Below are 22,599 nucleotides of genomic sequence, written 5' to 3'. Positions count from 1 at the left end.
ATTTAGGTGCTGAGCCTGTGGTGTCGGTTAGACAGGACACAGAGGTGTCTTGTTGCGTGACAGTTGGGTGGCTTTTATCAGGGGTTATGCGGACATTGAAAAATCGGAAATAGGGCAGATTGGGTGGCAGAGAACGGCCAATAGGAGACGATCACGACTCAATTCATTTTGCTCAAAAAACAGCTATTTTGAGTATAAAGATCCACTTTTACCCCCCCCGCACTATTTATTGAAATAGGCACTACTTTAGAGCGTAGTTGACACGAAGTAAGTATAAAAAAATTGATGTGGATTATGCGTATTATGTTCAATCAACACAACCAAATTTACACAATGAAAACCCCACCATTACAGCTTCACAAAACTCGCCTAAGCCTTTTCGCTGCTCTCGCTATCACCCTATCGGGTGGAGTCGTGGCGCAGTCCATGTCTGACCTAGGCACTTTAGGGGGAACCAATAGTTCCGCCAATGGCGTCTCTGCTGATGGCAAAGTGATTGTGGGGTATAGCTATATTACGGGCAATAACGCATCCCATGCCTTTAAATACTCTGGCGGTACCATGTCTGACCTAGGCACTTTAGGGGGAACCAATAGTTCCGCCAATGGCGTCTCTGCTGATGGCTCAGTGATTGTGGGATCTAGCCAAATTACGGGCGATAGCGCAGAACATGCCTTTAAATACACTGGCACTACGATGTCTGACCTAGGCACTTTAGGGGGAACCTATAGTTCCGCCAATGGCGTCTCTGCTGATGGCAAAGTGATTGTGGGGTATAGCGATATTACGGGCGATAGCACAACCCATGCTTTTGTCTACAGAGTTACTGATAGTGGTGGTGGCGGTGTTACTGATAGTGGTGGTGGCGGTGTGATGGTTGATGTACCCAATACTTACAGCGCATTAGTCACCAATAGCTATCAACTGAACTCGTTACTAAACGCTCAAAATACCGCTTTAGCTGTAAATCTCAATAGTGATTGCACAGTGTATGGCGCTAATAATGTGTGCGTTGGAGTGGGTGGTCGGTATACCAATGTGAGTAGCCCAACAACAAGTCAAACAGCGGGCAATATTCAAATAGGCTATCGCTTTGATCCTAGCTTTAGGGCTGGCGTGTTCTTAGACCAAGGCATTAGTAATGCCACTCCAAATAACTACACCGTCAAAAACTCTCAACCTTTAGCAGGACTTTTTGCAGTCTACGCTCCTAGTGGTAATAACTTAGGAGTGCAAGTCAAAGCCTCAGCCGCCTACAGCAGCAATGGCGTTAATGTCACTCGCACTACTTTAGCCAATACCGAAGCGGGTCAGGGAACTTCTACCATGACTACCCAAGGCGGTCAATTAGAGACGGCTTATGGTTTTGCTGTTGCAGATAGTTGGATTGCTTCACCATTAGTAGGTATGAGAGCGACTTCAGTTGTTCGCAACGGCTACACCGAAACTGCGGGAGCCACTTTTCCGATTACGTATAACTCTGTGACCCAATCCGCCACGACTGCGTATGCAGGAGCTAAGGTGATGGGTTATGTCACTCCAACAGTAAGCGTAGGTGCCAGTGCAGGAGTAGAGCAAGATCTCAGTAGCAATATCAGCAACTACAGCGGATCCATTTATTACTTAGGCGCCTTTAGCTTGACTGCGCCCAGCATTCAAAAGACAAGACCTTTTGTCAGTGCCAATGCGGATTATTGGATAGAGAAAAATCAACGAGTTAGCCTAAGTGCTTATTACAATAAGCAATCACTTAATACTAGTAACGGCATAACAACCATGCTTACTTACACGATTGGTTTGTAAGAAAAACTAATCTAACTAAATCAAGAACCCGCAAGTTGCAGCAAGCGGGTTTTTTGTTGACTGTGAGAGTCTGCTTTGGGTCGATTTGAGTCTGCCATTAGCAAGTAGGGTGATGGCAGCTTTGTGATCAGCAACAGTCTATCGCAGCCCTGACGCTGTGGTGTCGGTCGAACCGACAGTAAATAATTCAGGTCGCCCAAACGCAAATCTGAAACTAAGCTACAAGCGTCACTTAAAAGGACGCTTGTTATGAATAATCTATCGTTTTTATTTGCCACCACTACTCTTAATGAAGATTCCATCAAACTCCTTGATGGAGATCTGACTCTCTATAAGAGACCTCATAGTCACCAGTGGCAATGCCGCTTTAAGCTTGCTACAGGCGCTTGGCATTCCGCTAGCACTGGATCTGACCAGTTAGCCGAAGCCACTACCCAAGCCATTGCTATCTACGAAACCGTCAAGGTCAAGCTGGCCAGTGATTTAGCCATTAAGACTCGGACCTTTCGGCAATTGGCTAACCAAGAGCTGGCTGCAGCTGATCGAGTAGTCCATGCCAATCCCAATAAACGCACCCATGTTGACTACATTCACATCTATACCAAGTACTTGATCCCATTCTTTGGTAACTACCAGATTAATGACATTACCCAAGAGCTAGTCGATGACTATGTGGCGTGGCGCATATCTCGGATGGGCAAGAATCCCAAGACCTATACTCAAAGACGTCATGCTGGGCTTTATAAGCGAGTAATTGAACGAGCCAGAGATCAAGGCTTAATCAATCGACATCGAACCATTCCATTATTAGAGGTCTCTGCCGATAGGGCAGAAATTAGACCAGCCTTTGGTCAACAGGAGGTCAATTACTTACAGGAATACATGCGGGACTGGGAGCGTTTTGGCCGCAATCAACGCAGTAACCATATGAGAAGGTTGTGCCGTGTGTATGTGGAGTTCTTGTTAGGAACAGGCATTAGACAAGGAACGGAGAGTATGCCAATTCGCTGGAAGGCCCTGCAGTGGCATTGGATTGGTGAGCAGCGTTACCTAAGAATTTGGGTATCAGGCAAAACGGGGCCTAGATACCTAATAGCAAGGCATTTTGTGATTGAGGCTTTAGAGCGGTTGATTGCTTGGCAAAAGCTACCTTATAAGAACCTAGAGGCTGTGATTGAGGCCAAATTGGATAAGAAAGTATTTGTATTTCCAGAAGGGGATGCTCCGCATAGTCTAGATGATGTCTTTGAGCGGCTAATGATTGAATCAAATTTATTAAAGGATGCTACTGGTAAAAACAGAACCCTGTATAGCCTACGCCATACTTATGCAACCTTTGCTCTAGCTGAAGGTATTGACATACATACCTTAGCCAGGCAAATGGGTACTTCGACTTTAATGATTGAAAAACATTACTCAAAGCTCACTCCTATGATGAATGCTGAGAAGTTGGCTTAAAACTGTTCCAAATGGAACAAACTACAAAATAACGGCTACCCCTGCAGTGGTAGCGGTCGTCTTAAACAGTAATTACGGTGCCTTGAGCTGGATTGACTGTACGCTCTGCCACTTTATAAGCGGCATTGGCCTCGGCGCCTAAGTCCCAAAGATCAGGTTTGAGATCAATGCCTTTGCTCTTTTGTTTGATCTGCTCGTAGCGTTGATCGCGACGAGCTTTAACAAACTCCGCAGCCTCCTTGTTGATCACAAACTTGATTGGCAAGCGAGCAGAGATCTCCGCCAACGCTTTTTCCATGGCACGCCAATCAGTGTCATCGGGTTTTTTGGTAAACAAGAGCTTGGCAAACACATAGCCAGAGTTTTTGCTATCAAAACTTAAGGGGTCTTCAATCTTGTTGATGTCCTTGGTGCTTTTGACCAGTTCATCCAGTTTTGCGCCTGTTAGCTTATTTAACGCATAACCTTTTGATAGACATTCCTCAAATGCATCTGCTGGAATTTGGGTAATCAAGTAGATGTTGGTCCAGCTTGCCGGCAATTGATCCACATATTGAATAAAGCGTGGATAGACCCGACCAATTGCAGAGAATTTTCGAACCGTACTGCTGTAGTCCTTAAGTCCGACTTCTTCGCAAAAGGTTTTAAATTGAAACTTATCTAGCGATTGCTCTGCCTCGTAGACAACGCGGCACATTTCCAAAGTACTACGAGCAGTTTTTTCAACTCCAGCTTTAAAGGCAACAACATATTCCTTGCGCTCTTTTGGGATGATTGCCGTTGTATCTGATGTGGCAGCCTCTAAGCTGAGCTTGCGCTCATATTGCACTAATCCAGTGTTTGCTTTGGATTTTTCCAACTTCACTTTATCCAAAATCGCTTGCACTCGCACCGCCTTTTCCTGCTCAGCTTGGGTAGGTTGCGGTGCTTGAGCAGGTTTTTCTTCACCCTCTACTTCAAATACCTCATCAAAGGTGGAAGTATCTTCTGTCAGCACATTCGCATTCATGCCACGAATATCGATAGAAGGTATTGCTACTTCAGTTGCCGCAGTACTTACTACATTATTAGCGGATTGGTTATTCACTGCAATTGCGTTTTCCATTTTTAAAGCTCCTTAAAAATCAACTTAGCGGTAATGGCGAAAGTGCCTTGGTTTTGCTTTGTTGATGGAGTCAGTATATTTTTTTTCGTATTTTTCGCGCAAATTTGAGCGTTGTTTTATTTCCTTGACACAAAAATACGAAAAATCTAAGCCATATAAATAAAGGCTTTGCAGGCGATTTTAATTTTTCAGAAAAATCACTACATTTTTGTAATTAAGAAAATATAGTGATTTAATTCTTAGCCATAGATCAAATTAATTCCATCGCATTGCGACACATTTCAGGGTTGGCATCAATATACTTTTGCGTTACTGCAATCGAACGATGACCTGCAATCTCAGCTAAGACTCTCACACCGATTCCTTTTTGCGCGAGTGAAGTGATCATCGAGCGTCTTCCCGAATGGCTGCTGGCACCACTGATACCAGCACCTTTGTAAAGTGAAAAGAACCAGACGCACAAGCCATTGGGCGTAAATTTGAGCTTATTGCCCGTATGGAAGAAGTGAATTGTTGGGTCTTTGATGTGTCTAGTGCGTAAATAAGCCTCTAGTTCAGCTTTGAGCTTGGTAGAGATAAAGACAGTACGGGGATGCCCGCCTTTGGTTTGCGCTGCCGATAGCTTTACTTCATTTTTGATGGTGCCATCCTCGTTAACTACATCACCCATCTTTAGTGAGGCGATTTCGGCGACACGCATTCCAGTTAAAAAACTGGTGAGGATGATGGCGCGATTGCGCTCGGGGTATTTCTTGGTACTGGCAAACCGCAGTACTTGATCTAGTTCTGCTTGGGTTAGGGTTTTTGCTTGAGCCATTTGTTATTACCTTTCATAAATAAAAAAGCTCATATAAGTGTGTTTTCTTATTGCAAATAAAGCGACCGAAAGCTTTTTAATAAAGATCTTCCAAGAATCAATGACTTAGCAATTAGGGTTAAGAAAAGTGTGATTTTCTTAACCTTGCTTTGCTTTAAATATTTATGTCTTTTGTCGTCTTTAGACGACGAATTTGGGCAGCAGCTCAAATCAGCCCTACACGCTATTTGACTGGCGTCCAGCAGCTAGACGCTGTGATGCTCGAAGATCAGCGCTTGTAGGGCTTTTGCATAATTAATGCTTGGTGTTTAAATCCACATTGGTAGCAACAAATACAGGCTTATTGGCACCTATAGCCTTGCAGTGATGGGCCTTTAAGTCCCATTCATCTTTTGTTCCATTTAGAACATCATCAATCTCAATATGCACTTCACCCGTTGTTTGTAGGTAGATGCAATATCCATCGACCAGTTCTTTAGATTTGGTTAAAGGCTCGTAATGCACAATCCACGACATCACCAAGTCTGGTGTTCTGCCAATACCGCAGGCATCTAATTTCTTAAGTGTTCTGATTTGATCATCCGTTTTGGCGCTATGTTGAAATTGCTCGTATTCATAAAAGTCCACCAGGTACTTTTGATTGGGGTTGAGTAATTCCACAGAGCCGTTGTAGATTGCTCTGCGAAATAATCCTTTGCCAAATGGGGTGTTGTACTTCTCGTTAATAAAACCTCTGATTGCGATTTCTCTCATTTATTTTCTCCTTGAGTTCTCGTTGCTGGTCGCTTGGTTGGTTACAAGAGAGATCAGAAGAGATCAGTTGCAGTAAAAGTCGCAGATCTCAAAAGAGGAGTTACGAAGTCGTGTTGCCTAGTCGTAGTTACTCATTTGCCACTACGAGTAACTCACTAGCAACTACTCAAACTCAACTTTGCAACTTCTTTTTCTTTATGCGACATCTACTTTGTAACCAAGCAACTCGCAAAAATATTTATGACTGCCACAGAAAAACCATATTTTTTCTATCCGAAATGAGCCGATTTCCACTAATAACCAAAAAGAGGTCGACCAAAATGCTTAATTGAAAACACACTACTTATGCCCATTAACTACATAGGAGAAAACAATGAGCGCATTAAGTAACTTAAAGTTAGTAGCAGTTAAAAAACCAACCCATATGCCTGCAATCGTAATTCGTAGGAATAAGCTTTCTAGCAAGCTGTGGGAGCAGATCCAATTAGCCAAAAGTCAGATGGATGGAACGCCCTTTGTTGTGACTAAGTTCAAAACTATTAAAGACAAAGAGACGGGGTTGCGTAAGCAGGTAGAAATGCCAAAGCGATTAAAGCCTTGGTGGTTCCAATCAGAACAGGGGAAAGTCTGTGTATCTGTGAAATATGGAAGCTGGACAATTGAATTGGCAAAGGGTAAGCCGAGCGTTGAGGTAGCAAGTGGCCCGGAACTAGTAAAGGCTTTAGAGTCTATTAAGTCAGCTGTTGAGGCTGGTGAATTGGATTCTCAAATAGAAACTGCAAGTGCTAGCTTGCGAAGTGGATTTAAGCGATAGCAACATAAGCGTCCAGCTACTAGACGCTGGACGCTAAATACTTGTATGAAAAGATATAAGGCAACAGTCAATGCGGCGGGGATGTGGGTAGAAACCATTCTCTATGCACAGAATCAAGCCCAAGCATATGCACTCTTCAAGGCAATCTTCGGGAGCGGTAATGTTCCACATCAACCTCTACAGATTGGTTAACTATGAGATTCGATGAAATTGCTCCGCAAAAGCCACTAAGCCCAGAACAAGCTAGGCTTAAATCAATGAAGGATCGTGTAAAGCGTGATCAAACGGCTGTCAAGGCTGAGCGGGCTAGGCAAAAGATTAAGGCAGGGCAGAAAGCCCTAACTCAGTTAAGTTGAGTTGGATTAAATCCGTCGCGCAGTTCTAGCGGCATCCTTGTTTGTGTAGGTATAGCCACCCCAGTACTCTTCATCATCATACTCAGACACAACCAAGGCTATTGCAATTGCTTGAGTTGCTGCCTTGAGCCAATTGCAGTCTGCAAAGTTTTTAGCTGCTTCCAACTCTTTTGCTTCCCAAGGGGGAATCATCCCATATTCATAATTTAAATAATATTCAGCCTCTGCAATCAGTAAGCGTGTGGCTTCCTGATTATTTTCATAACCTCGAGTAAGTTTGAGATCTAGTTTTTCGAGTTTCTCCAGGATGTCATTAAACATGCTTACTTTCCTTATGAATTGTAGTGATAACGGTATTAATGCATTCTAGGCTACCTGTATTGAACTTTTTTAAGGGATATTGGATCAATAAAAATATTTTCAGATTTTAGGTAAAAGAGCCTGCAAAGTAAGGATTTATTCCTTATAGTTAATAAATCAAATTTCAATGGGTGGACTATGGAAAAGTATAAAAATCTGAGTTGTAACTCAAGTATTGATGCATTTGAGCTTGCGGATGGTTCGATCACCATATTATTTGATGATGGCTGGCTGTATCAGTATTCAAGCGTAAAGGCTGGTAGCGCAAATATTGCTCAAATGAAATTGTTGGCAAAAAACGGCCAGGGCCTCAATAGTTACATTATTAAAAACGTAAGAAAACTTTACGACAAAAAGTGGAGGTGATTGAGAGTATCGCTAAACCATCTTGAACTCATAGATTACTTATAAAGGTCTCATATATGGCATTACCCCCAATTCTTGATGATCTGATTCGATACTGTCAGGTTAAAGGCTTTCCAATGGAGAAAGTTACTGAATTTGTAGATCAGTGGGAATGTAGTGATGACCCAGGCTCTTTAGTGGCCATCCCCATCCCTTGCCCAGAGTGCTTTATGAATAATGTCAAAGATTCAAGAGGACTTTATCAACTAGGATTAGATCAGGCTGAGCAGCAATATATGAAGTGCCATACCTGTAAAGTTAAGATTCCAGTCACTGATGAGGATGATATTTAGATCTTCTCAACTGTCACGTAACGCGACACTATTTAGTGTCGGTTCGACCGACTCCACACCTGCGGATGCCACACACCACACGGTCAGTTCCACATGATTCCACGGATCTCGGTGCCGATCGAACACCTGATCTTGTAAGGCTTAAACCATTGTCTAAGCTATTGATTTTGCTCATTTTTTAAGCTTCTAAGGCGTAGGTCTGTGGTTCGAATCCACATGGGCAGGCCAAAACCCCGATTCTAGGTTTTACTCAACTTTTAGATAAAATGAACGTAATTGAATTAAATCGGTAATTCTCTTTAGGATAGTTTATGGCCGCCAACATTGAAGCCAATCTCATTCAAAACATGAGCCAAGCCTATAACGCTCATTTCAGCAAGAATGCCAATGCGGGCGAGGCCTTAGTCCACATGATGGAGATGTGTAAGATGGATCACCCTAAATTACGCAACATTAATCCTAACGATATTTTGATTTCTCTATCTCGTGGATTGAATCTCTCCACTCGAGAGAGGCTTAGAGCTTTTGCCTGCGAAGTGATTGTGTATCTGATGAGGGATGTGGTTGGCTCCAAGCTCCCTGAGGCTGAGTTGATAGTGATGACTGAGTCTAAGATTAGAGCTTAATCCTATCTAAGATCTAGGCCTTTGGGTTGAACCCGCTTATGCAGGCCACCAATATCCTGCTGTCATCTTTCAGTCATATTAATAGCTGAAAGTTAGATCAATTTCTATTCTCATTTTAAGTCGAATCCATCCTATGAAGATTTCATCTGTATTGAAGTTTGCTGTTTCTGCATTGGTACTTTTCCAATCCTTTGCAATTGATGCGGCTACGATTTATCCCATTAACGATGCCGCAATTTTGTTGGGCTCCAAGTTTGATATCAAGGTCGAGTTCAATACGGTTGTCGCACAGGATGCTATTGTTCTAACTGTGAATGGCGCTCCATTAAAGAGTGTGGTTTCTGTCGCCCCCGAATTTATTGCCAACGAAAACGGGAAGGGCAGCTCGATTATTTATCGTGATGTTCAGCTGAAGCAGGCAGGTCAATTTGTGATTGATGCTAAAGCAGGTGACGAAGTCGCTAAAGTCACTTGGGACGTGTATGCCAGTGGCCCACGCAAGGTGAAGAACGTGATTCTCTTTATTGGCGATGGTATGACGATTGCCAATCGAACTGCTGCTCGGGTTCTTTCCAAAGGAATTACCCAGGGTAAATATCAAAACGTATTGTCATTTGACGATATGCCTAATACTGCGTTGATTGGTACATCGGGCTCTGACTCATTAATTACAGACTCAGCCAACTCGATGAGCGCCTATATGACTGGTCATAAAACAGCAGTCAATGCTATGGGCCTATATGTCTCTAGAGCAAGCGACAATTTCTCTCATCCCAAGGTTGAGACCATTGCTGAAATTATTAAACGTAAGACCAAAATGTCGGTCGGTATTGTGTCGGATGCTGAGTTAGAGGATGCAACCCCAGGCGCAGTGGTATCACATACCCGCCGACGCGCAGATAAGCAATACATTGCCGACCAGCTATTGGCTAGCGGTGCTGAGGTCATTCTTGGTGGCGGCTCAGCTTACTTTTATCCCCAGTCATCTAAGGGATCAAAGCGTAAAGATGAGAATAATCTTGTGGATCAGTTTAAATCCAAGGGCTATGAATTGGCGTTTACCAAACAAGAGTTAATGAGCGAGGCACAAAATCCCGCAACCAAAAAACTTTTTGGCGTCTTTCATCCAGACAATATGGATGGATCTCTAGACCGATTCTTCCTGAAAAAGAATACCGTGATGGAGTATCCCAACCAGCCTGATTTAACCCAAATGACTCAAGCGGCATTAGATGTGCTTTCCAAAAACCAGAATGGCTTCTTCTTGATGGTTGAGGCTGCATTGATTGATAAGTTCAACCATCCATTGGATTGGGAGCGTGCAGCGTTTGACACCATCATGCTCAGTAATGCCGTGCAGATTGCAAAGGACTTTGCCAAAACCCATCCCGATACCTTAATTATTGTGACTCCTGACCATACACACAGTGGCTCGATTAGCGGGGTAGTCAACGACGCTAAGCCAGGACCACTCAGAGAGAAGGTTGGAACATATGCCGAGGCGGGTTACCCCAATTACCCAAAAGCCAATGTCGAGGGCTATCCCAATCAGATCGATGTCTCCAAGCGCCTTGCATTTTTTTATGGCAACTATCCTGACCATTACGAAACCATGCACCCTAAATTGGACGGCACCTTCGTACCTGCGATCAAATCACCTGATGGTGCTTATGTAGCAAATCCTAAATATCTCCAGCAACAAGAAGATGCGATTCATGTGGGAGGCAATCTACCAGTCAACCAAGAGACTGGGGTGCATACGGCAGATGATGCGGTGCTAAATGCTACTGGCCCGAATGCAGATAAGTTCAAAGGCTTTATGGATAACACCAAAGTCTTTAAAGTGATGGCAGAGAGTTTGGGGCTAGGTCAGAAATAAGGCCTAATGGGGATCCATCACCCAAAAATGATGGGTCCCATCTCTCCCTAGCTGTTCGACAAGTCCGAATTCCCAATCAAGATAGGCTTGCATACTGGCTGCAGTCGCATTGGTTCCCTCATAGGGGCGTTGATAGCGATCAATGGTGGGTGAGGCTAAATTCAGTCGATCTGATTCCATTGCATAGCCAGACTCAAGCCAAGCGCTATTGCCACCAATCAAGACATAAACAGGAGTTTGTGTCAGGGCGGTAAATTCAGGGACGGTGAAGCTGGCCAACTCAGCTGGGCTACTTGTCAAAACATAGCGTTCTGCTTTGGGTAATTTGGTGAGAGCCTCTTTCTGTAAAGAACGCAGTGCAAACCAGCTACCCGGAATATGCTTTTGGCAATAATTTTTATGAGTGCTGAAATCCACTACAACCGTATTGGACTCACTGAGCCATTGTTGTAGTGTGCGAGCATCGACCTCTTGGGTTTTGGGAAGAGGAGGGAGGGCTAAAGCTGGCGTACCTGTCTCAGTCAGATCACTGATCTGAATATCGTCAAGCACATAAACATCCCAAGCCATTTGAGCAAGCCATGAGGCTGGCATATTGGCACGCACTCCACTGGGATCCACCAGAACAATACGGGCGCCTCGAACTGGCGCGTACATCTCGGTTTCTTGAACAAGTTGACCCCCAGGTACAGAACGAAATCCTGGGAGATGGCCTGCTGCATATTCTTCGGGAGTGCGGGTATCGAAGAAATACGTAGTGCGAACGGATTGTTGTTGCCACTCCTTTAGATCTGCTTTACTAGCGCGTTTGACCTGTACTCGATCAGCCACTTTTCTGGATTTATGGAGAGCGGCTTGGGCTGTAGCGGGGCTAACATCAGAAAACTTGCGGGATTGACCGTGGTCTAAAGCTTGATCAGCTAATTTCCAGCCAATCGTGCCATTACGCAAGGCATGCACTGGATTTGGAATGCCTGCATTAATGAGAGACTGAGTCCCAATAATGCTGCGGGTTCGTCCGGCGCAATTGACAATCACTTTAGTCTTGGGGTCTGGTGCAATTTCTGGAAGTCGCAGCACCAGTTCGGCACCCGGTACGCTCATACCCGTTGGAATACTCATGGTTTGGTATTCATCAAAGCGACGGACGTCAACGACCACTACATCTGCCTTTGAATCAATCAGCCGCTTTACCTCTTGAGCGGATAGGGAAGGGGTGTGGACTTTGGACTCGACGAGCTCACCAAAGGATTTACTGGGAACATTGACATCACGAAACACTTCGCCGCCAGAGCGTTTCCATTCTTTGACGCCACCAAAAAAGACGGACACATCGGAATAGCCTAAAGCCATCAATCGATTAGCCGCTAATTGCGCATCACCTTCACCGTCATCTAGGGTCACAATCGGAACATCTCTCCGAGGGAGTTTGGTATAGGCATCGATTTCGATGCGGGAGAGTGGAAAGTTAGCCGCAAATAGGGGATGTTCTTGTGCATGAGGGTCTTCCTCACGCACATCGAGAAAAGCAATTTCTTCTTTATCGAGTAATTTGCCTCTAACAAAGGCGTAATCTTGGGTATTCATGGGCTGCGCAATAGGTCAACTGATCAAGTTCATGATCATGACATATTTTTGTAGGGATACAAAAATCCCCAAGCACGAGGCTAATACAGGCTACAAATATCCCGTTTTAGCTCAATCAAAGTCGCAATCATCATCAAACATCTGATATTCCAGATGAATCTCTTTGCGAGTTTGATGCTGCCAAATCAAACGGTCTTTCAGTAACTGGTATTTCAGCGAATCGGCATACTCATCAAAATAATCATCAGCTTCAGCAACGTAATGGTGGATCTTCATCATTACCTCCTCACTTTAGGTTTGTGGCCTAAGGACTAGCAGAGCAATCTAATTAATGTGGTGATGAATTATTTCGCTCCGTTTATCCATAAGTTGTGCGCAGTGTGATCAAGCCCAGATGACCTGTCTATCAATTCACTAAAAAAGATTGCTATTGATGTGCAAAAGCGACAGAATGATTCCAGTTCAGAATCAAAAGAGAGGAATAAAACGATGAAACCTTTTTACATTGACTACCCTCAAGAGAAGATCGAGGGGCATCTACATGCTTATCAATGTGCCTTTTGCAAGATTCCGACGACTGAGATATTTGGACTACTAGAAAATCATGCCAAGGACTGTAGCTATCGCATTCAGGCTGGAGGCTTATCAAAGCAAGAGGCCAAAACCACATCTAAAAGAATGGAGCAATCCCTCTCGGATGAGATCGATTGAATTCCAGATGTGCTTAGTTGTCTTTGCGTAAAATAGGTTCACTATGACAAAACTGCTCGCTTTGGCTCTAACGATCTCATCTGTACTGGGTATAAGCGCCTGCACGAGCATGGATAAGCTACAAGCAAGACTAGAGGCCGACCCACAATGCCCGCCGGTCATGAATGCCAAGACGGGTACCCTGATGCCTTGCCCGACTCCACCAAAGCCACAGCCCGCCGTGACAAGTCAGAAAAATGTTCAGCCTTCCAGTGCTGTAACCCAAGCTCCAGCAAGCGGTATGAGTGCTACGGGGCCCCTCAATACGCCACAAAACACGGTGAATAACCCGCCACAAGTCAGCGTGAGTAATTCTGGGTCTCCAGCCAAAGCCACCGCACCAAGTTCACCAAGCATTACAGCTAATCCTGAGTGCAAGGGTGTCTTGCATCAAAAGACCGGTGCCTTGATGCCTTGTCCTAATCCGTAAGAGGGTATTGCAGGGGCTTTAGTTGTTGGCTAGGGCTAGGATCTGGTCAAGAGTCACGTAACCGCGACCTTGACTATCGATATAGCTGAAGTGTGCTGCAACCCTTGGCATGCCAGCCTGAGCTTCTGCCAAAGTGAGCTTGCCATCATGATTCTTATCGGCAGCCTTAAATTTAGCGATGATCTCCTTGTCTTCAGCACTCATTTGCGTTTGAGCCTGGGCGGTGATTTGACCTCCCGAGCCCGCAAGAGCAAAACCTAGCACAGCAGCACAATGCAATAGCGTTTTCATGAATTACCTTGTTTACTGTTTGGCGGATAACTGTAGAGCCTGACGAACTGCTTTTTTAGCCATCTCGGTAAACGCCTCTACTGAGCCAGAACCTGTTCTGAAAGATTCGCCTTGAATCGTAATCAAGCCTTCGCCGAGCAGCTGATTAGTTTGGCTATCCGTAATTTTGTTCTCGATGACTAAGGCAGGGGTCTTGGCATTCATACCTGCAGCATAGGCTGCGCCATTGACTGCCAGACCAATCGGCGTGAAGTTCCAAGGCTGCAAACTATTGGCTGACATCTCTGCACCAGTAATGCCGACTGCAACGCGGGCAACACCAGGACCTGGCTTCTGAACAATCGAGATATTGCTTTTGCCATTAATTGCATTGACCATCGAGGCTTGTAATGTCGCCTTTACTTGCGCGAGGGTTTCAGCAGAAACTTGTTGTGTTTGGGTTTGATTTAAGTAAATCGGCTCCAAAATAACGCCGGTATATTTGTTTGGATCAATATTGGCATCACGATAGCGCCACATCCGAATATCTTGTGGAGTATCTGTAACTGCTTGCAACAATTTGTAATTCGGTAAGAAGCCAGACTCAGGCATTGGCTCCGTTAAATATTTCGAAGTATTGCTACAGGCCCCAATTAAAAGAAGCGCCGGAATGAAATAGCAGAGTGAGAGTAGATTGCGACGGTTCATAAAATCTCCAGTGGGTATATTTAATGTTTATAACACCATTCAATGTCAGTCAATTGAAGGGTTTGTTCGGTTTCTACAATGGCCTATGGGGCCAGTTTAGGGAGCTTGATTGCCGTTGCTAGGCAGGGCATGATAATTTGAGGATCAGTCATCAGTAATTTTTTATTTTTGCCAGGGTAGTCAACTCTGGAAAGCAAATCTCGAATGAGATTGAGGTGGGTGAGTTTTTTATCGTTGGCATTGACTACAGTCCAAGGCGCATCAGGACTGGTTGTTTTCTCAAGCATGAGATCACGAGCAACGCTATAAGCGTGCCATTTCTTCTGAGCCTGCTGATCGATAGGGCTGATCTTCCATTGCTTCAGGGGATCCTTGGCGCGATCAGCTAAACGATGCGCTTGCTCTGCCTTATCAATATCGAGATAGTATTTAAAAATCTGGATTCCGGAGGTCACCAACAGGCTTTCAAAGTCATTGACTGACGCCATGAACTCTTTGTACTGGGCATCAGTACAAAATCCCATTACCTTCTCAACACCAGCGCGGTTGTACCAACTCCGATTGAAGATTACGAATTCGCCTGCGCTAGGTAACTCTGCGACATAGCGTTGGAAATACCATTCGCCTTCTTCGCGGTCACTCGGCTTACCAAGAGCGACGACATGGGTATCGCGCGGACTTAAGTTTTGCGTGATGCACTTGATCGTGCCATCTTTTCCGGCTGTATCTCTGCCTTCCATGATGACCAACAGTCGATCACCTTTAGCGATGATCCGCTTTTGCAGTTTGACTAACTCAATCTGCAAAAGCCGGAGCTCCGCCTCGTACGTTAATTCCTTTTTGCTAATCTTGAGTGGCTTGATTGCTAAAGCAGCAGCTTTTTTCAAGAAACTATGTGTTGCTAGTTGGGGTGGTTGCAGGAGTTACTGGAGCGGCTTTCTTAGCAACAGTCTTCTTCTTAGCAGCCACTTTTCTCACTACCTTTTTAGCTACTGTTTTCTTGGTAGGCGTTTTTTTTGCTGCAGTCTTTTTAGCAGGCGCTTTCTTAGCGGCTACTTTTTTGGCTGCCACTTTCTTGACAGCCTTCTTAGCCGCTACTTTTTTAGCGGGTTTGACAGAAGCTTTATTGAGCTTCTTGACGACTTTTTCTTTTGCAACTTCTAATTTATGAAGTTTCTTGGTGAGCTTCTTAATCGATTTTTTGGTCATGATGTTCCTTGTTAATGGGGTGCGCTCACAACAGCAGGGCGGGGTTTAGGCTAATCCTACGATTTATTGCATAGGCTTTCAAGCTTTTATGACATCCATAAAGCAAAAAACCCTAGACCAGAAGCTCTAGGGTTTGATGGGATCCTGGAAAAGCTTATTCAGGATGGAAATTATTACTGGCCATAAAGCTAATGGTGTGCTCGAAGCCCAGAATTCGGATGTAGCGCCAAGCGATATCACGGTATTTACTATCGAGATAGCCAATGGCGGTCTCAGGATCGCTTCTCTTAGCTAAATCAATTTGTTGAATTGCGCGGGCCCAACGTTTGAGTCTTGTTGACATATATGTCACCTCCATGCCCTATACAACGCCCCTTAAATGGGCAAAGATGACACGAATTACAAAAAAATCCTCAAAATAGGGCAGTTTTTCCTTTAATAGGGCTTCTAATGGTCAAAAAAGGGGATTTAGACCTCAGATTGAGCCTTATTTTTGGCTTTGGCCTCGGCTTTAATCGGCCTCAAGTACATCAAAAGGCATATAAAGGCGATGGTCGCAAGGAGGGTTTCTAGGATTGCTAGGTAGAAATTCCAGCCCGATTCGCTAATACGGACGAGACCTTCGGTGATATAAAGCAGGATCAGCATGGAAGCCCATTGCATGGTGTAAACATTGCCCTTCCAGATGCCGCGCATGGGCAGCAGCAAAGGTAAAGCCTTGAGGATGAGCCATGAACCTTCTGGGCGCAATGGGGAGAGAAACCACTCCCAACAGACACACAAAATGAACAAATCGATGAAGGCTGCTAAGGCCAGGATTTGATAGGGGTTTTTATTGGCGGGCAATTTAAACATGGGATTGGGTATTAGCTCTTGCCAAGCTTGAGGGCGAATTCAGCCAAGCGTTTGCCTTGTGCTTTGGCAAGACGTTGCTCTTCTGGGCTGATTGGAGCGCGGCCATCGGCATGGGCTAAATGACTGACACCGTACGGGCCACCACCATTGGGGGTGCTCATGAGATCAGGCTCGCTATAAGGAAGACCCATGATCACCATGCCGTGATGCAGTAGGGGAATCATCATGGTTAAGAGGGTGCTCTCTTGACCGCCATGCAAGCTACCAGTGCTCGTAAAGACGCAGGCTGGTTTGCCGATCAGGGCGCCATTCATCCATTGTGAAGAACTGCCGTCCCAAAAGTATTTCATGGGGGCAGCCATATTGCCAAAGCGGGTGGGGGAACCCAAAGCCAAGCCAACGCATTCTTGTAAATCAGAATATTCCACATAGGGTGCGCCTTCATTGGGGACGCTTGCTTCAGTAGCTTCGCATACAGCGGAGACTGTAGGGACTGTCCTTAGGCGTGCATTTGCGCCGGGCACGCTCTCAATACCTTCAGCGATCAGGCGGGCAAGCTCTCGGGTCGCGCCGTGGCGGGAGTAGTACAAAACTAAAATATCGTGTTGGCTCATATTCTCTTATGATAAGGCGATGCACCTGTTTCGGAATCCTCAATTATGGCTCGCTCTAGCTAAAGAGATCTGGGAGCGTAATCGCCATCAAAATTTATCGCAAGCCGCTGGTAATTTGGCTTTCACCACTACCTTGGCTTTAGTGCCGATGTTTACGGTGGCATCCCTTTTGCTGGGGACCTTGCCCAAGGTTGTCAGAATGAAAGTGGCTTTTCAGTCCTGGCTATTGGATACCTATATGCCTGGTGGTTTGAACCAGCAGGTCTTTATTTACTTAGATCAGTTTTCTCGCCAAGCAAAAGGTTTGACCTTGGTGAGTACCTTGGGCTTAATCGTCACCAGTGTGATGGCAATCGCAGGGGTAGAGCAGGCTTTTAATCGGATCTTTCAGCTCTCAGGGCGCCGGCCATTGTTGAATCAAATCCTGATTTACTCAGGGGCAACATTGATTGGCCCTTTTTTGCTGGGCTTTGGAATTTATCTCAGCAGTCTGCTCTTAGGTGCAGCTGAGGGCTGGATCGATACCCTGAGCATGGGCTTCGCCACCTTTGCGACGATCTCTCCCATCTTATTGGCAGTAGCCGTATTTACGGTGGCCTATAAATATTTACCTTACACCACTGTGGCTTGGCGCGATGCGATTGCAGGCGCCTTGATTGCCGCATTCTTTTTTGAGTTGATGAAATTTGGCTTTGGTTTGTTTTTGACTAATGCCCGTTTTTATAGAACGGTTTACGGCGCCTTTGCGATTCTGCCCTTGGCGCTAATTTGGATTTATCTCACGTGGTGGATCACTTTGGCTGGCGCTGTGATTGTCGCTAATCTTCCCCCTATCAAAGCGGGTTTAGTTAGGGTTATTCGCTACTGATCCCGCGTTCTCTGCCCTTGATTTGAGAGTGGCTTCAGACTATATTGAATCCCATAAGAGAACAAAAATAACGGAGATGGGTATGAAGGTTCGGGATATTTTGCGAGTAAAAGGCGGGACATTATTCACTGTGCCACCCAACACAGCCCTAGGTTCAGCTGTACTGACCATGAGTGATCACGATATTGGCTCCTTGATTGTGATGGAAGGCGATCAATTGGCTGGTATTTTGACTTTTCGTGAGGTGATGCAGGCACTCGCAAAACACCACGGCAGTTTGGGTGGTCTCGAGGTGCGTTCAGTAATGAACTCAAAACCCCTGACTTGCAATATGGAAACTGAAATGGATGAAGTTCGTCGCATGATGTTGGTTGAGCATGCCCGTTACCTTCCCGTCATTGATCAAAAAATGCTGATGGGCGTGATTTCTTTCTATGACGTAGCCCATGCGGTAGTTGAAGCGCAGGATTTTGAAAACTCCATGCTCAAGGCCTATATTCGGGATTGGCCAGAAGACACGACGAAAGCTACAAACTAAACACTCTCTCTGACAGATGCCATAATGTTGCTATGTCAGGAAATACTCTAGGTCTTCTCTTTACCGTAACCACCTTTGGTGAGTCACACGGCCCAGCAATTGGTGCGGTGGTCGATGGCTGTCCTCCAGGGATGGCCCTCTCAGAAGCAGACTTACAGACTGATCTCGATCGGCGCAAGCCAGGCACCTCTCGCCACGTTACCCAGCGCAAAGAAGAGGACAAGGTTGAAATTCTGTCGGGAGTCTTTGAAGGTAAGACTACGGGTACTCCAATTGCTTTATTGATTCGCAATACCGATCAACGCAGCCAAGACTACGGCGATATTTTGCAAACCTTTAGACCAGGCCATGCAGATTATGCGTACCACTATAAGTATGGCTTGCGTGATCCGCGTGGTGGCGGCAGATCTTCTGCGCGCCTGACAGCGCCAGTGGTTGCTGCTGCAGCCATTGCTAAGAAATGGTTGCGTCAACAGTATGGCACTGAGATCTTTGCTTATATGAGCCAATTGGGCGAGCTCACCATTCCATTTGAGGATGAGCAGCAGATTGAGAGCAATCCTTTCTTTGCTCCGAATGCCAAGATTATTCCTGAGCTTGAAGCCTATATGGATGCCTTGCGTAAGGCGGGGGACTCTTGTGGCGCACGGATTGAAGTGCGCGCACGAAATGTACCCATGGGTTTAGGTGAACCTCTGTTTGATAAATTGGATGCGGACATTGCCCATGTGATGATGGGAATTAATGCTGTCAAAGGCGTTGAAATTGGATCTGGCTTTCAGTCGGTAGTGCAAAAGGGTAGTGAGCATGGCGATGAAATGCATCCCGATGGTTTTGCCAGCAATCACTCCGGCGGCACTCTGGGTGGTATCAGCACCGGCCAAGATCTCAGAGTCTCAATTGCAATCAAGCCTACTTCAAGCATTCTGAGCCCGAAGCAATCAGTGGACTTAGAAGGCAAACCCATGACTGTACAAACTAAGGGACGTCACGATCCTTGCGTTGGTATTCGGGCAACACCGATTGCCGAGGCTATGTTAGCGCTGGTTCTAATGGATCACGCTCTTCGTCATCGCGCACAGTGTGGTGATGTCAAAGTATCGGTTCCCGCCGTAGCCGCAGCCAGACCTGGCGCAAAGTAGGTCTCGCACAAGACTATGACACCTTCAGTGCGTTGGGCCTTCGGGTCCTTTTTCTTTTTATATTTCGCTTACGTTGGTTTAGTTTCCCCATACGCGAGTTTGTTCTTTGTTGACCAAGGCTTTAACGTCATTCAAATCTCGGTTTTGATGTCGATGTTGCAAATCACCCGCATCATTGGCCCCTTTTCTTGGGGCTGGTTGTCCGACTATCTCTCTAACCGGATTGGCATTATTCGGTTTTGCGCTTGCTTAGCAAGTCTTGCTTTCTTGGCTATTTTTTATCTTCACAGCTACATTGCCTTTTTTGTTTGGATGTTTATTCTGCACACCATTCTCAGTAGCTTGATGCCACTGGGAGAGTCAGCGACAGTGCATGCCTTATTTAAAGACAATTCTTTTGATAAGCGTTATGGAAGATTGCGCTTGTGGGGATCTTTGGGATTTATTGCGATGGTGCTGTTTGCAGGTGAGCTGTTTCAACGCAAGAGTATTGCGCTCTATCCCATCGTTGGTGCGGTGGTTCTTCTACTTTTGGCTATCGTCACCTTTCGTTTGCACGAGCCCAAGGTGCAGCGTCATAAGATGGTGAAGGGAGAATTGCTGTCCGTATTACTGAATCCCGATGTGCGCTGGTTTCTGCTCTCCGGATTTTTCATGATCTTTGCGCATGCAGCGCTCTACGTCTTCTATTCTCTCTATCTCAGCAAGCTTGGCTATAACAAATTTCAGATCGGCCTTTTTTGGGCGCTTGGTGTATCTGCTGAAGTGATCTTCTTTTACTTTCAGAGTAAGGTCCTTAGCCGCTTGCAACCCGAGATTGTTTTGCAAGCCTCATTTGGGGTCGGGGTATTGCGATTTATTTTGATTGCCTTTTTCCCTTTGACATGGGTTTTGATTCTTGCGCAAGTGATGCATGCTGGAACTTTTGCAGCTCACCATAGTGCGGCAACCAAGTTGTTACAGCGTTGGTTTACAGGACCATTGCAGGCGAGAGGTCAGGCCTTGATGGCAACAGTGTCATACGGTCTGGGCGGTACCCTCGGGGGACTGTGCTCTGGTTGGATTTGGGACTTAGCGCAACCCCGCGATGTATTCGTAATGGCCGCTTTTGCTTGCGGCTTAGCCGGTATGGCGATACAGAAACTCAGACCACAAACTCTGGATCAACAGCCCATCACATCACATTGAAGTGTAGTTGGGGCCGCCACCGCCTTCAGGGGTGACCCAGATGATATTTTGACTCGGGTCTTTAATATCGCAGGTTTTGCAATGGACACAGTTTTGGGCATTAATTTGTAAGCAGGGCTGCCCGTCTTTCTCCAGGTACTCATAAACGCCAGCAGGGCAGTAGCGCTGCTCTGGTCCAGCATAAGTCTTGAGATTCAGATTGACTGGAATGGCTGCATCTTGTAGCTGTAAATGCGCTGGTTGATTTTCAGCATGATTCGTGTTCGATAGAAATACGGAGGACAGGCGATCGAAGCTAATCTTGCCATCAGGCTTAGGGTATTGAATCTCTTGATGTTGGCTCGCAGGCTCTAAGCATTCATGATCAGCGTATTGATTGTGAATCGTCCAAGGTACATTCCCGCCAAAGATTTTTTGCTCTAGACCCACCATGAGAGTCCCCAGGTAAAGTCCTTTAGACATCCAAGGTTTGAAGTTGCGAGCCTGCTTCAGTTCGGTATAAAGCCAGCTATTTTGAAAGGCCGTCGGATAAGCAGCCAAGACATCATGCGAGCGATTGTCAGATAGGGCGGCCACTGCAGCTTCTGCAGCTAGCATGCCGGTTTTAATTGCGGCGTGACTGCCCTTGATGCGAGAGGCATTCAGAAAGCCAGCATCGCAACCAATCAATGCACCACCGGGGAAAATAGTCTTAGGCAAACTATTGAGTCCGCCAGCGGTCAGAGAGCGTGCGCCATAAGCCAAGCGTTTACCGCCGACAAAGGTTTCCCGAATGTTGGGATGCAATTTGTAGCGTTGGAATTCTTCAAAGGGAGAGAGGTAAGGATTTTTGTATGCGAGGCCCACTACCAGACCGACTGCAACCAAATTATTGCCTAGGTGATATAAAAAAGAGCCGCCATAAGTATCGGACTCTAAAGGCCAACCTGCAGTATGAACAACGAGGCCAGGTTTACTCTGAGCTGGATCCACTTCCCAGAGTTCTTTAATACCAATGGCATAGGTTTGGGGGTCACAATCGTGATCAAGCGCAAAACGGCTGATGAGTTGCTTGCCCAGATGGCCGCGAGAGCCTTCGGCGAAGAGAGTGTACTTTGCACGCAATTCCATTCCCAGTTGAAATTGTTCAGTGGGATTGCCTGCTTTATCCAGGCCCATGGCGCCTGTGACGACTCCACAGACGGCGCCTTGTGCGTCATACAAAATGTCTGCCGCAGGAAATCCTGGAAAGATTTCAACACCAAGCGCTTCTGCTTGCTGACCTAGCCAACGCGTGACATTGGCTAAGCTCACAATGTAATTGCCTTTGTTCTGAAAACATTCAGGTAAAACCCATTCTGGAACAGAATACGAGCGATCTTCTGTCAGAAATAGAAATTGATCTTGGCTAACTAGTGTTTCTAAAGGTGCACCCAGCGCTTGCCAGTCTGGGAAAAGCTCCCCTAGGGCTTTGGGGTCCATAACGGCGCCAGACAGAATGTGGGCTCCGATCTCAGAGCCTTTCTCGAGGACGCAAACACTGAAATCTTTGCCTGAGGATTGGGCAAGTTGTTTGGCTTTAATTGCGGCAGATAAGCCAGCAGGACCGCCGCCGACGATGACTAAGTCATAGTCCATCGATTCTCGAGGGCCAAATTGTTCAAGCAACTGCTGGGAATTCATTCCATCTCTCCGGGATCTAGACCATAGTTTAGTTCTAAGCAGGGTATTGGGCTGAAAGCCCGTCAATTTGAGCCAGAGCCAATCAGGATCGGAGAGGCATTATGATGAG

29 protein-coding genes are annotated in these 22,599 nt (G+C 45.8%); 15 read left to right on the top strand and 14 right to left on the bottom strand.

The features are described 5' to 3' along the window. The first annotated feature begins 333 nt into the window (after nucleotides 1-333). Nucleotides 334-1,803, top strand: coding sequence for an autotransporter domain-containing protein (locus ICU98_RS05190; RefSeq protein ID WP_215351033.1), 1,470 nt, complete (start codon nucleotides 334-336; stop codon nucleotides 1,801-1,803). 249 nt (nucleotides 1,804-2,052) lie between these two features. Then, nucleotides 2,053-3,261 carry a tyrosine-type recombinase/integrase gene (locus ICU98_RS05185; protein ID WP_081353564.1) on the top strand — a complete coding sequence of 403 codons (1,209 nt, stop codon included), beginning with the start codon at nucleotides 2,053-2,055 and terminating at the stop codon, nucleotides 3,259-3,261. 61 nt (nucleotides 3,262-3,322) lie between these two features. On the opposite strand, the gene ICU98_RS05180 is transcribed toward ICU98_RS05185, so the two are convergent. From ICU98_RS05180 to ICU98_RS08925, 3 genes are all read right to left on the bottom strand, one after another. Beyond that, a complete protein-coding gene (locus tag ICU98_RS05180) occupies nucleotides 3,323-4,366 on the bottom strand; it encodes a hypothetical protein (protein ID WP_071467239.1) in 1,044 nt (347 codons plus the stop codon). A gap of 250 nt (nucleotides 4,367-4,616) precedes the next feature. Then, the gene (locus ICU98_RS05175) at nucleotides 4,617-5,183 is read right to left on the bottom strand and encodes a site-specific integrase (RefSeq protein WP_071467238.1); all 567 of its coding nucleotides are present in this window, start codon (nucleotides 5,181-5,183) and stop codon (nucleotides 4,617-4,619) included. A 294-nt stretch (nucleotides 5,184-5,477) separates the two neighbouring features. Next, nucleotides 5,478-5,936: a hypothetical protein gene (locus ICU98_RS08925; RefSeq protein ID WP_071467237.1), complete on the bottom strand. Its 459-nt coding sequence runs from the start codon at nucleotides 5,934-5,936 to the stop codon at nucleotides 5,478-5,480. A 373-nt stretch (nucleotides 5,937-6,309) separates the two neighbouring features. Between ICU98_RS08925 and ICU98_RS05165 the strand changes: the two genes are divergently transcribed. From ICU98_RS05165 to ICU98_RS05155, 3 genes are read left to right on the top strand one after another with little or no spacing between them, the layout of a single operon-like run. Beyond that, nucleotides 6,310-6,750: a DUF6641 family protein gene (locus ICU98_RS05165; protein ID WP_071467236.1), complete on the top strand. Its 441-nt coding sequence runs from the start codon at nucleotides 6,310-6,312 to the stop codon at nucleotides 6,748-6,750. Between the two features lie 45 nt (nucleotides 6,751-6,795). Beyond that, on the top strand, nucleotides 6,796-6,942 hold the full coding sequence (locus tag ICU98_RS05160; protein ID WP_189241313.1) for a hypothetical protein: 147 nt from the start codon (nucleotides 6,796-6,798) through the stop codon (nucleotides 6,940-6,942). 2 nt (nucleotides 6,943-6,944) lie between these two features. Further along, a complete protein-coding gene (locus ICU98_RS05155; protein ID WP_189241312.1) occupies nucleotides 6,945-7,106 on the top strand; it encodes a hypothetical protein in 162 nt (53 codons plus the stop codon). A gap of 6 nt (nucleotides 7,107-7,112) precedes the next feature. Here the strand turns inward: ICU98_RS05155 and ICU98_RS05150 are convergent, their stop codons facing one another. Continuing rightward, nucleotides 7,113-7,427 carry a hypothetical protein gene (locus ICU98_RS05150; RefSeq protein WP_071467235.1) on the bottom strand — a complete coding sequence of 105 codons (315 nt, stop codon included), beginning with the start codon at nucleotides 7,425-7,427 and terminating at the stop codon, nucleotides 7,113-7,115. Nucleotides 7,428-7,604: 177 nt separating this feature from the next. Between ICU98_RS05150 and ICU98_RS05145 the strand changes: the two genes are divergently transcribed. The 4 genes from ICU98_RS05145 (at nucleotide 7,605) to ICU98_RS05130 (ending at nucleotide 10,669) form a co-directional block, all read left to right on the top strand. Further along, nucleotides 7,605-7,832, top strand: coding sequence for a hypothetical protein (locus tag ICU98_RS05145; protein ID WP_071467234.1), 228 nt, complete (start codon nucleotides 7,605-7,607; stop codon nucleotides 7,830-7,832). Nucleotides 7,833-7,888: 56 nt separating this feature from the next. Then, nucleotides 7,889-8,164 (top strand): hypothetical protein, encoded by a 276-nt coding sequence (locus ICU98_RS05140; protein ID WP_071467233.1) that lies wholly within the window; start codon nucleotides 7,889-7,891, stop codon nucleotides 8,162-8,164. Between the two features lie 311 nt (nucleotides 8,165-8,475). Further along, on the top strand, nucleotides 8,476-8,790 hold the full coding sequence (locus tag ICU98_RS05135; RefSeq protein WP_215351030.1) for a hypothetical protein: 315 nt from the start codon (nucleotides 8,476-8,478) through the stop codon (nucleotides 8,788-8,790). Between the two features lie 133 nt (nucleotides 8,791-8,923). Beyond that, nucleotides 8,924-10,669, top strand: coding sequence for an alkaline phosphatase (locus ICU98_RS05130; RefSeq protein WP_215351027.1), 1,746 nt, complete (start codon nucleotides 8,924-8,926; stop codon nucleotides 10,667-10,669). A 3-nt stretch (nucleotides 10,670-10,672) separates the two neighbouring features. Here ICU98_RS05130 and ICU98_RS05125 read toward each other — a convergent pair whose 3' ends face one another. Both ICU98_RS05125 and ICU98_RS05120 read right to left on the bottom strand, forming a co-directional pair. Further along, nucleotides 10,673-12,256 (bottom strand): rhodanese homology domain-containing protein, encoded by a 1,584-nt coding sequence (locus ICU98_RS05125; RefSeq protein ID WP_215351024.1) that lies wholly within the window; start codon nucleotides 12,254-12,256, stop codon nucleotides 10,673-10,675. Nucleotides 12,257-12,367: 111 nt separating this feature from the next. Further along, nucleotides 12,368-12,535, bottom strand: a complete 168-nt coding sequence (locus ICU98_RS05120) for a hypothetical protein (protein ID WP_215332145.1) — start codon at nucleotides 12,533-12,535, stop codon at nucleotides 12,368-12,370. A 210-nt stretch (nucleotides 12,536-12,745) separates the two neighbouring features. Here ICU98_RS05120 and ICU98_RS05115 point away from each other — a divergent pair, with 210 nt between their 5' ends. Both ICU98_RS05115 and ICU98_RS05110 read left to right on the top strand, forming a co-directional pair. Then, entirely contained in the window at nucleotides 12,746-12,967 is a 222-nt protein-coding gene (locus ICU98_RS05115; RefSeq protein WP_215351022.1) for a hypothetical protein, read from the top strand. Nucleotides 12,968-13,010: 43 nt separating this feature from the next. After that, nucleotides 13,011-13,436, top strand: coding sequence for a hypothetical protein (locus ICU98_RS05110; RefSeq protein ID WP_215351019.1), 426 nt, complete (start codon nucleotides 13,011-13,013; stop codon nucleotides 13,434-13,436). Nucleotides 13,437-13,454: 18 nt separating this feature from the next. Here the strand turns inward: ICU98_RS05110 and ICU98_RS05105 are convergent, their stop codons facing one another. The 7 genes from ICU98_RS05105 to wrbA form a co-directional block, all read right to left on the bottom strand. Next, on the bottom strand, nucleotides 13,455-13,727 hold the full coding sequence (locus ICU98_RS05105) for an EF-hand domain-containing protein (RefSeq protein WP_215351017.1): 273 nt from the start codon (nucleotides 13,725-13,727) through the stop codon (nucleotides 13,455-13,457). Between the two features lie 12 nt (nucleotides 13,728-13,739). Then, nucleotides 13,740-14,414, bottom strand: coding sequence for a DUF3313 domain-containing protein (locus ICU98_RS05100; protein WP_215351014.1), 675 nt, complete (start codon nucleotides 14,412-14,414; stop codon nucleotides 13,740-13,742). 83 nt (nucleotides 14,415-14,497) lie between these two features. Then, nucleotides 14,498-15,301 (bottom strand): polyphosphate kinase 2, encoded by an 804-nt coding sequence (gene ppk2 / locus ICU98_RS05095; protein WP_251365302.1) that lies wholly within the window; start codon nucleotides 15,299-15,301, stop codon nucleotides 14,498-14,500. Nucleotides 15,302-15,305: 4 nt separating this feature from the next. Then, a complete protein-coding gene (locus ICU98_RS05090; RefSeq protein WP_215351011.1) occupies nucleotides 15,306-15,623 on the bottom strand; it encodes a hypothetical protein in 318 nt (105 codons plus the stop codon). Nucleotides 15,624-15,777: 154 nt separating this feature from the next. Then, a complete protein-coding gene (locus ICU98_RS05085; protein ID WP_112204208.1) occupies nucleotides 15,778-15,966 on the bottom strand; it encodes a hypothetical protein in 189 nt (62 codons plus the stop codon). 125 nt (nucleotides 15,967-16,091) lie between these two features. Then, complete coding sequence (locus ICU98_RS05080) at nucleotides 16,092-16,478, bottom strand: DUF2069 domain-containing protein (RefSeq protein ID WP_215351008.1); 387 nt, start codon at nucleotides 16,476-16,478, stop codon at nucleotides 16,092-16,094. A gap of 11 nt (nucleotides 16,479-16,489) precedes the next feature. Next, nucleotides 16,490-17,092 carry an NAD(P)H:quinone oxidoreductase gene (gene wrbA, locus ICU98_RS05075; protein ID WP_215351005.1) on the bottom strand — a complete coding sequence of 201 codons (603 nt, stop codon included), beginning with the start codon at nucleotides 17,090-17,092 and terminating at the stop codon, nucleotides 16,490-16,492. Nucleotides 17,093-17,111: 19 nt separating this feature from the next. Between wrbA and ICU98_RS05070 the strand changes: the two genes are divergently transcribed. The 4 genes from ICU98_RS05070 to ICU98_RS05055 all read left to right on the top strand — a co-directional run bounded on the left by ICU98_RS05070 (nucleotide 17,112) and on the right by ICU98_RS05055 (nucleotide 20,828). After that, nucleotides 17,112-17,960, top strand: coding sequence for a YhjD/YihY/BrkB family envelope integrity protein (locus ICU98_RS05070; protein ID WP_215351002.1), 849 nt, complete (start codon nucleotides 17,112-17,114; stop codon nucleotides 17,958-17,960). 82 nt (nucleotides 17,961-18,042) lie between these two features. Beyond that, entirely contained in the window at nucleotides 18,043-18,498 is a 456-nt protein-coding gene (locus tag ICU98_RS05065; protein ID WP_215353132.1) for a CBS domain-containing protein, read from the top strand. Nucleotides 18,499-18,530: 32 nt separating this feature from the next. Further along, on the top strand, nucleotides 18,531-19,640 hold the full coding sequence (aroC, locus tag ICU98_RS05060; RefSeq protein WP_215350999.1) for a chorismate synthase: 1,110 nt from the start codon (nucleotides 18,531-18,533) through the stop codon (nucleotides 19,638-19,640). A 15-nt stretch (nucleotides 19,641-19,655) separates the two neighbouring features. Beyond that, complete coding sequence (locus ICU98_RS05055) at nucleotides 19,656-20,828, top strand: MFS transporter (protein WP_215350996.1); 1,173 nt, start codon at nucleotides 19,656-19,658, stop codon at nucleotides 20,826-20,828. Here the strand turns inward: ICU98_RS05055 and ICU98_RS05050 are convergent. Next, nucleotides 20,820-22,490 (bottom strand): electron transfer flavoprotein-ubiquinone oxidoreductase, encoded by a 1,671-nt coding sequence (locus tag ICU98_RS05050; RefSeq protein ID WP_215350993.1) that lies wholly within the window; start codon nucleotides 22,488-22,490, stop codon nucleotides 20,820-20,822. The two genes, ICU98_RS05055 and ICU98_RS05050, sit on opposite strands and share 9 nt — an antisense overlap. Nucleotides 22,491-22,599: the final 109 nt, after the last annotated feature.

The sequence above is a fragment of the Polynucleobacter sp. MWH-P3-07-1 genome, assembly GCF_018687555.1.
In the GTDB taxonomy this organism is placed as follows: Bacteria; Pseudomonadota; Gammaproteobacteria; order Burkholderiales; family Burkholderiaceae; genus Polynucleobacter.
Note: the sequence above shows the minus strand (reverse complement) of the source record. Positions and strands in the feature narration are given on the sequence as shown.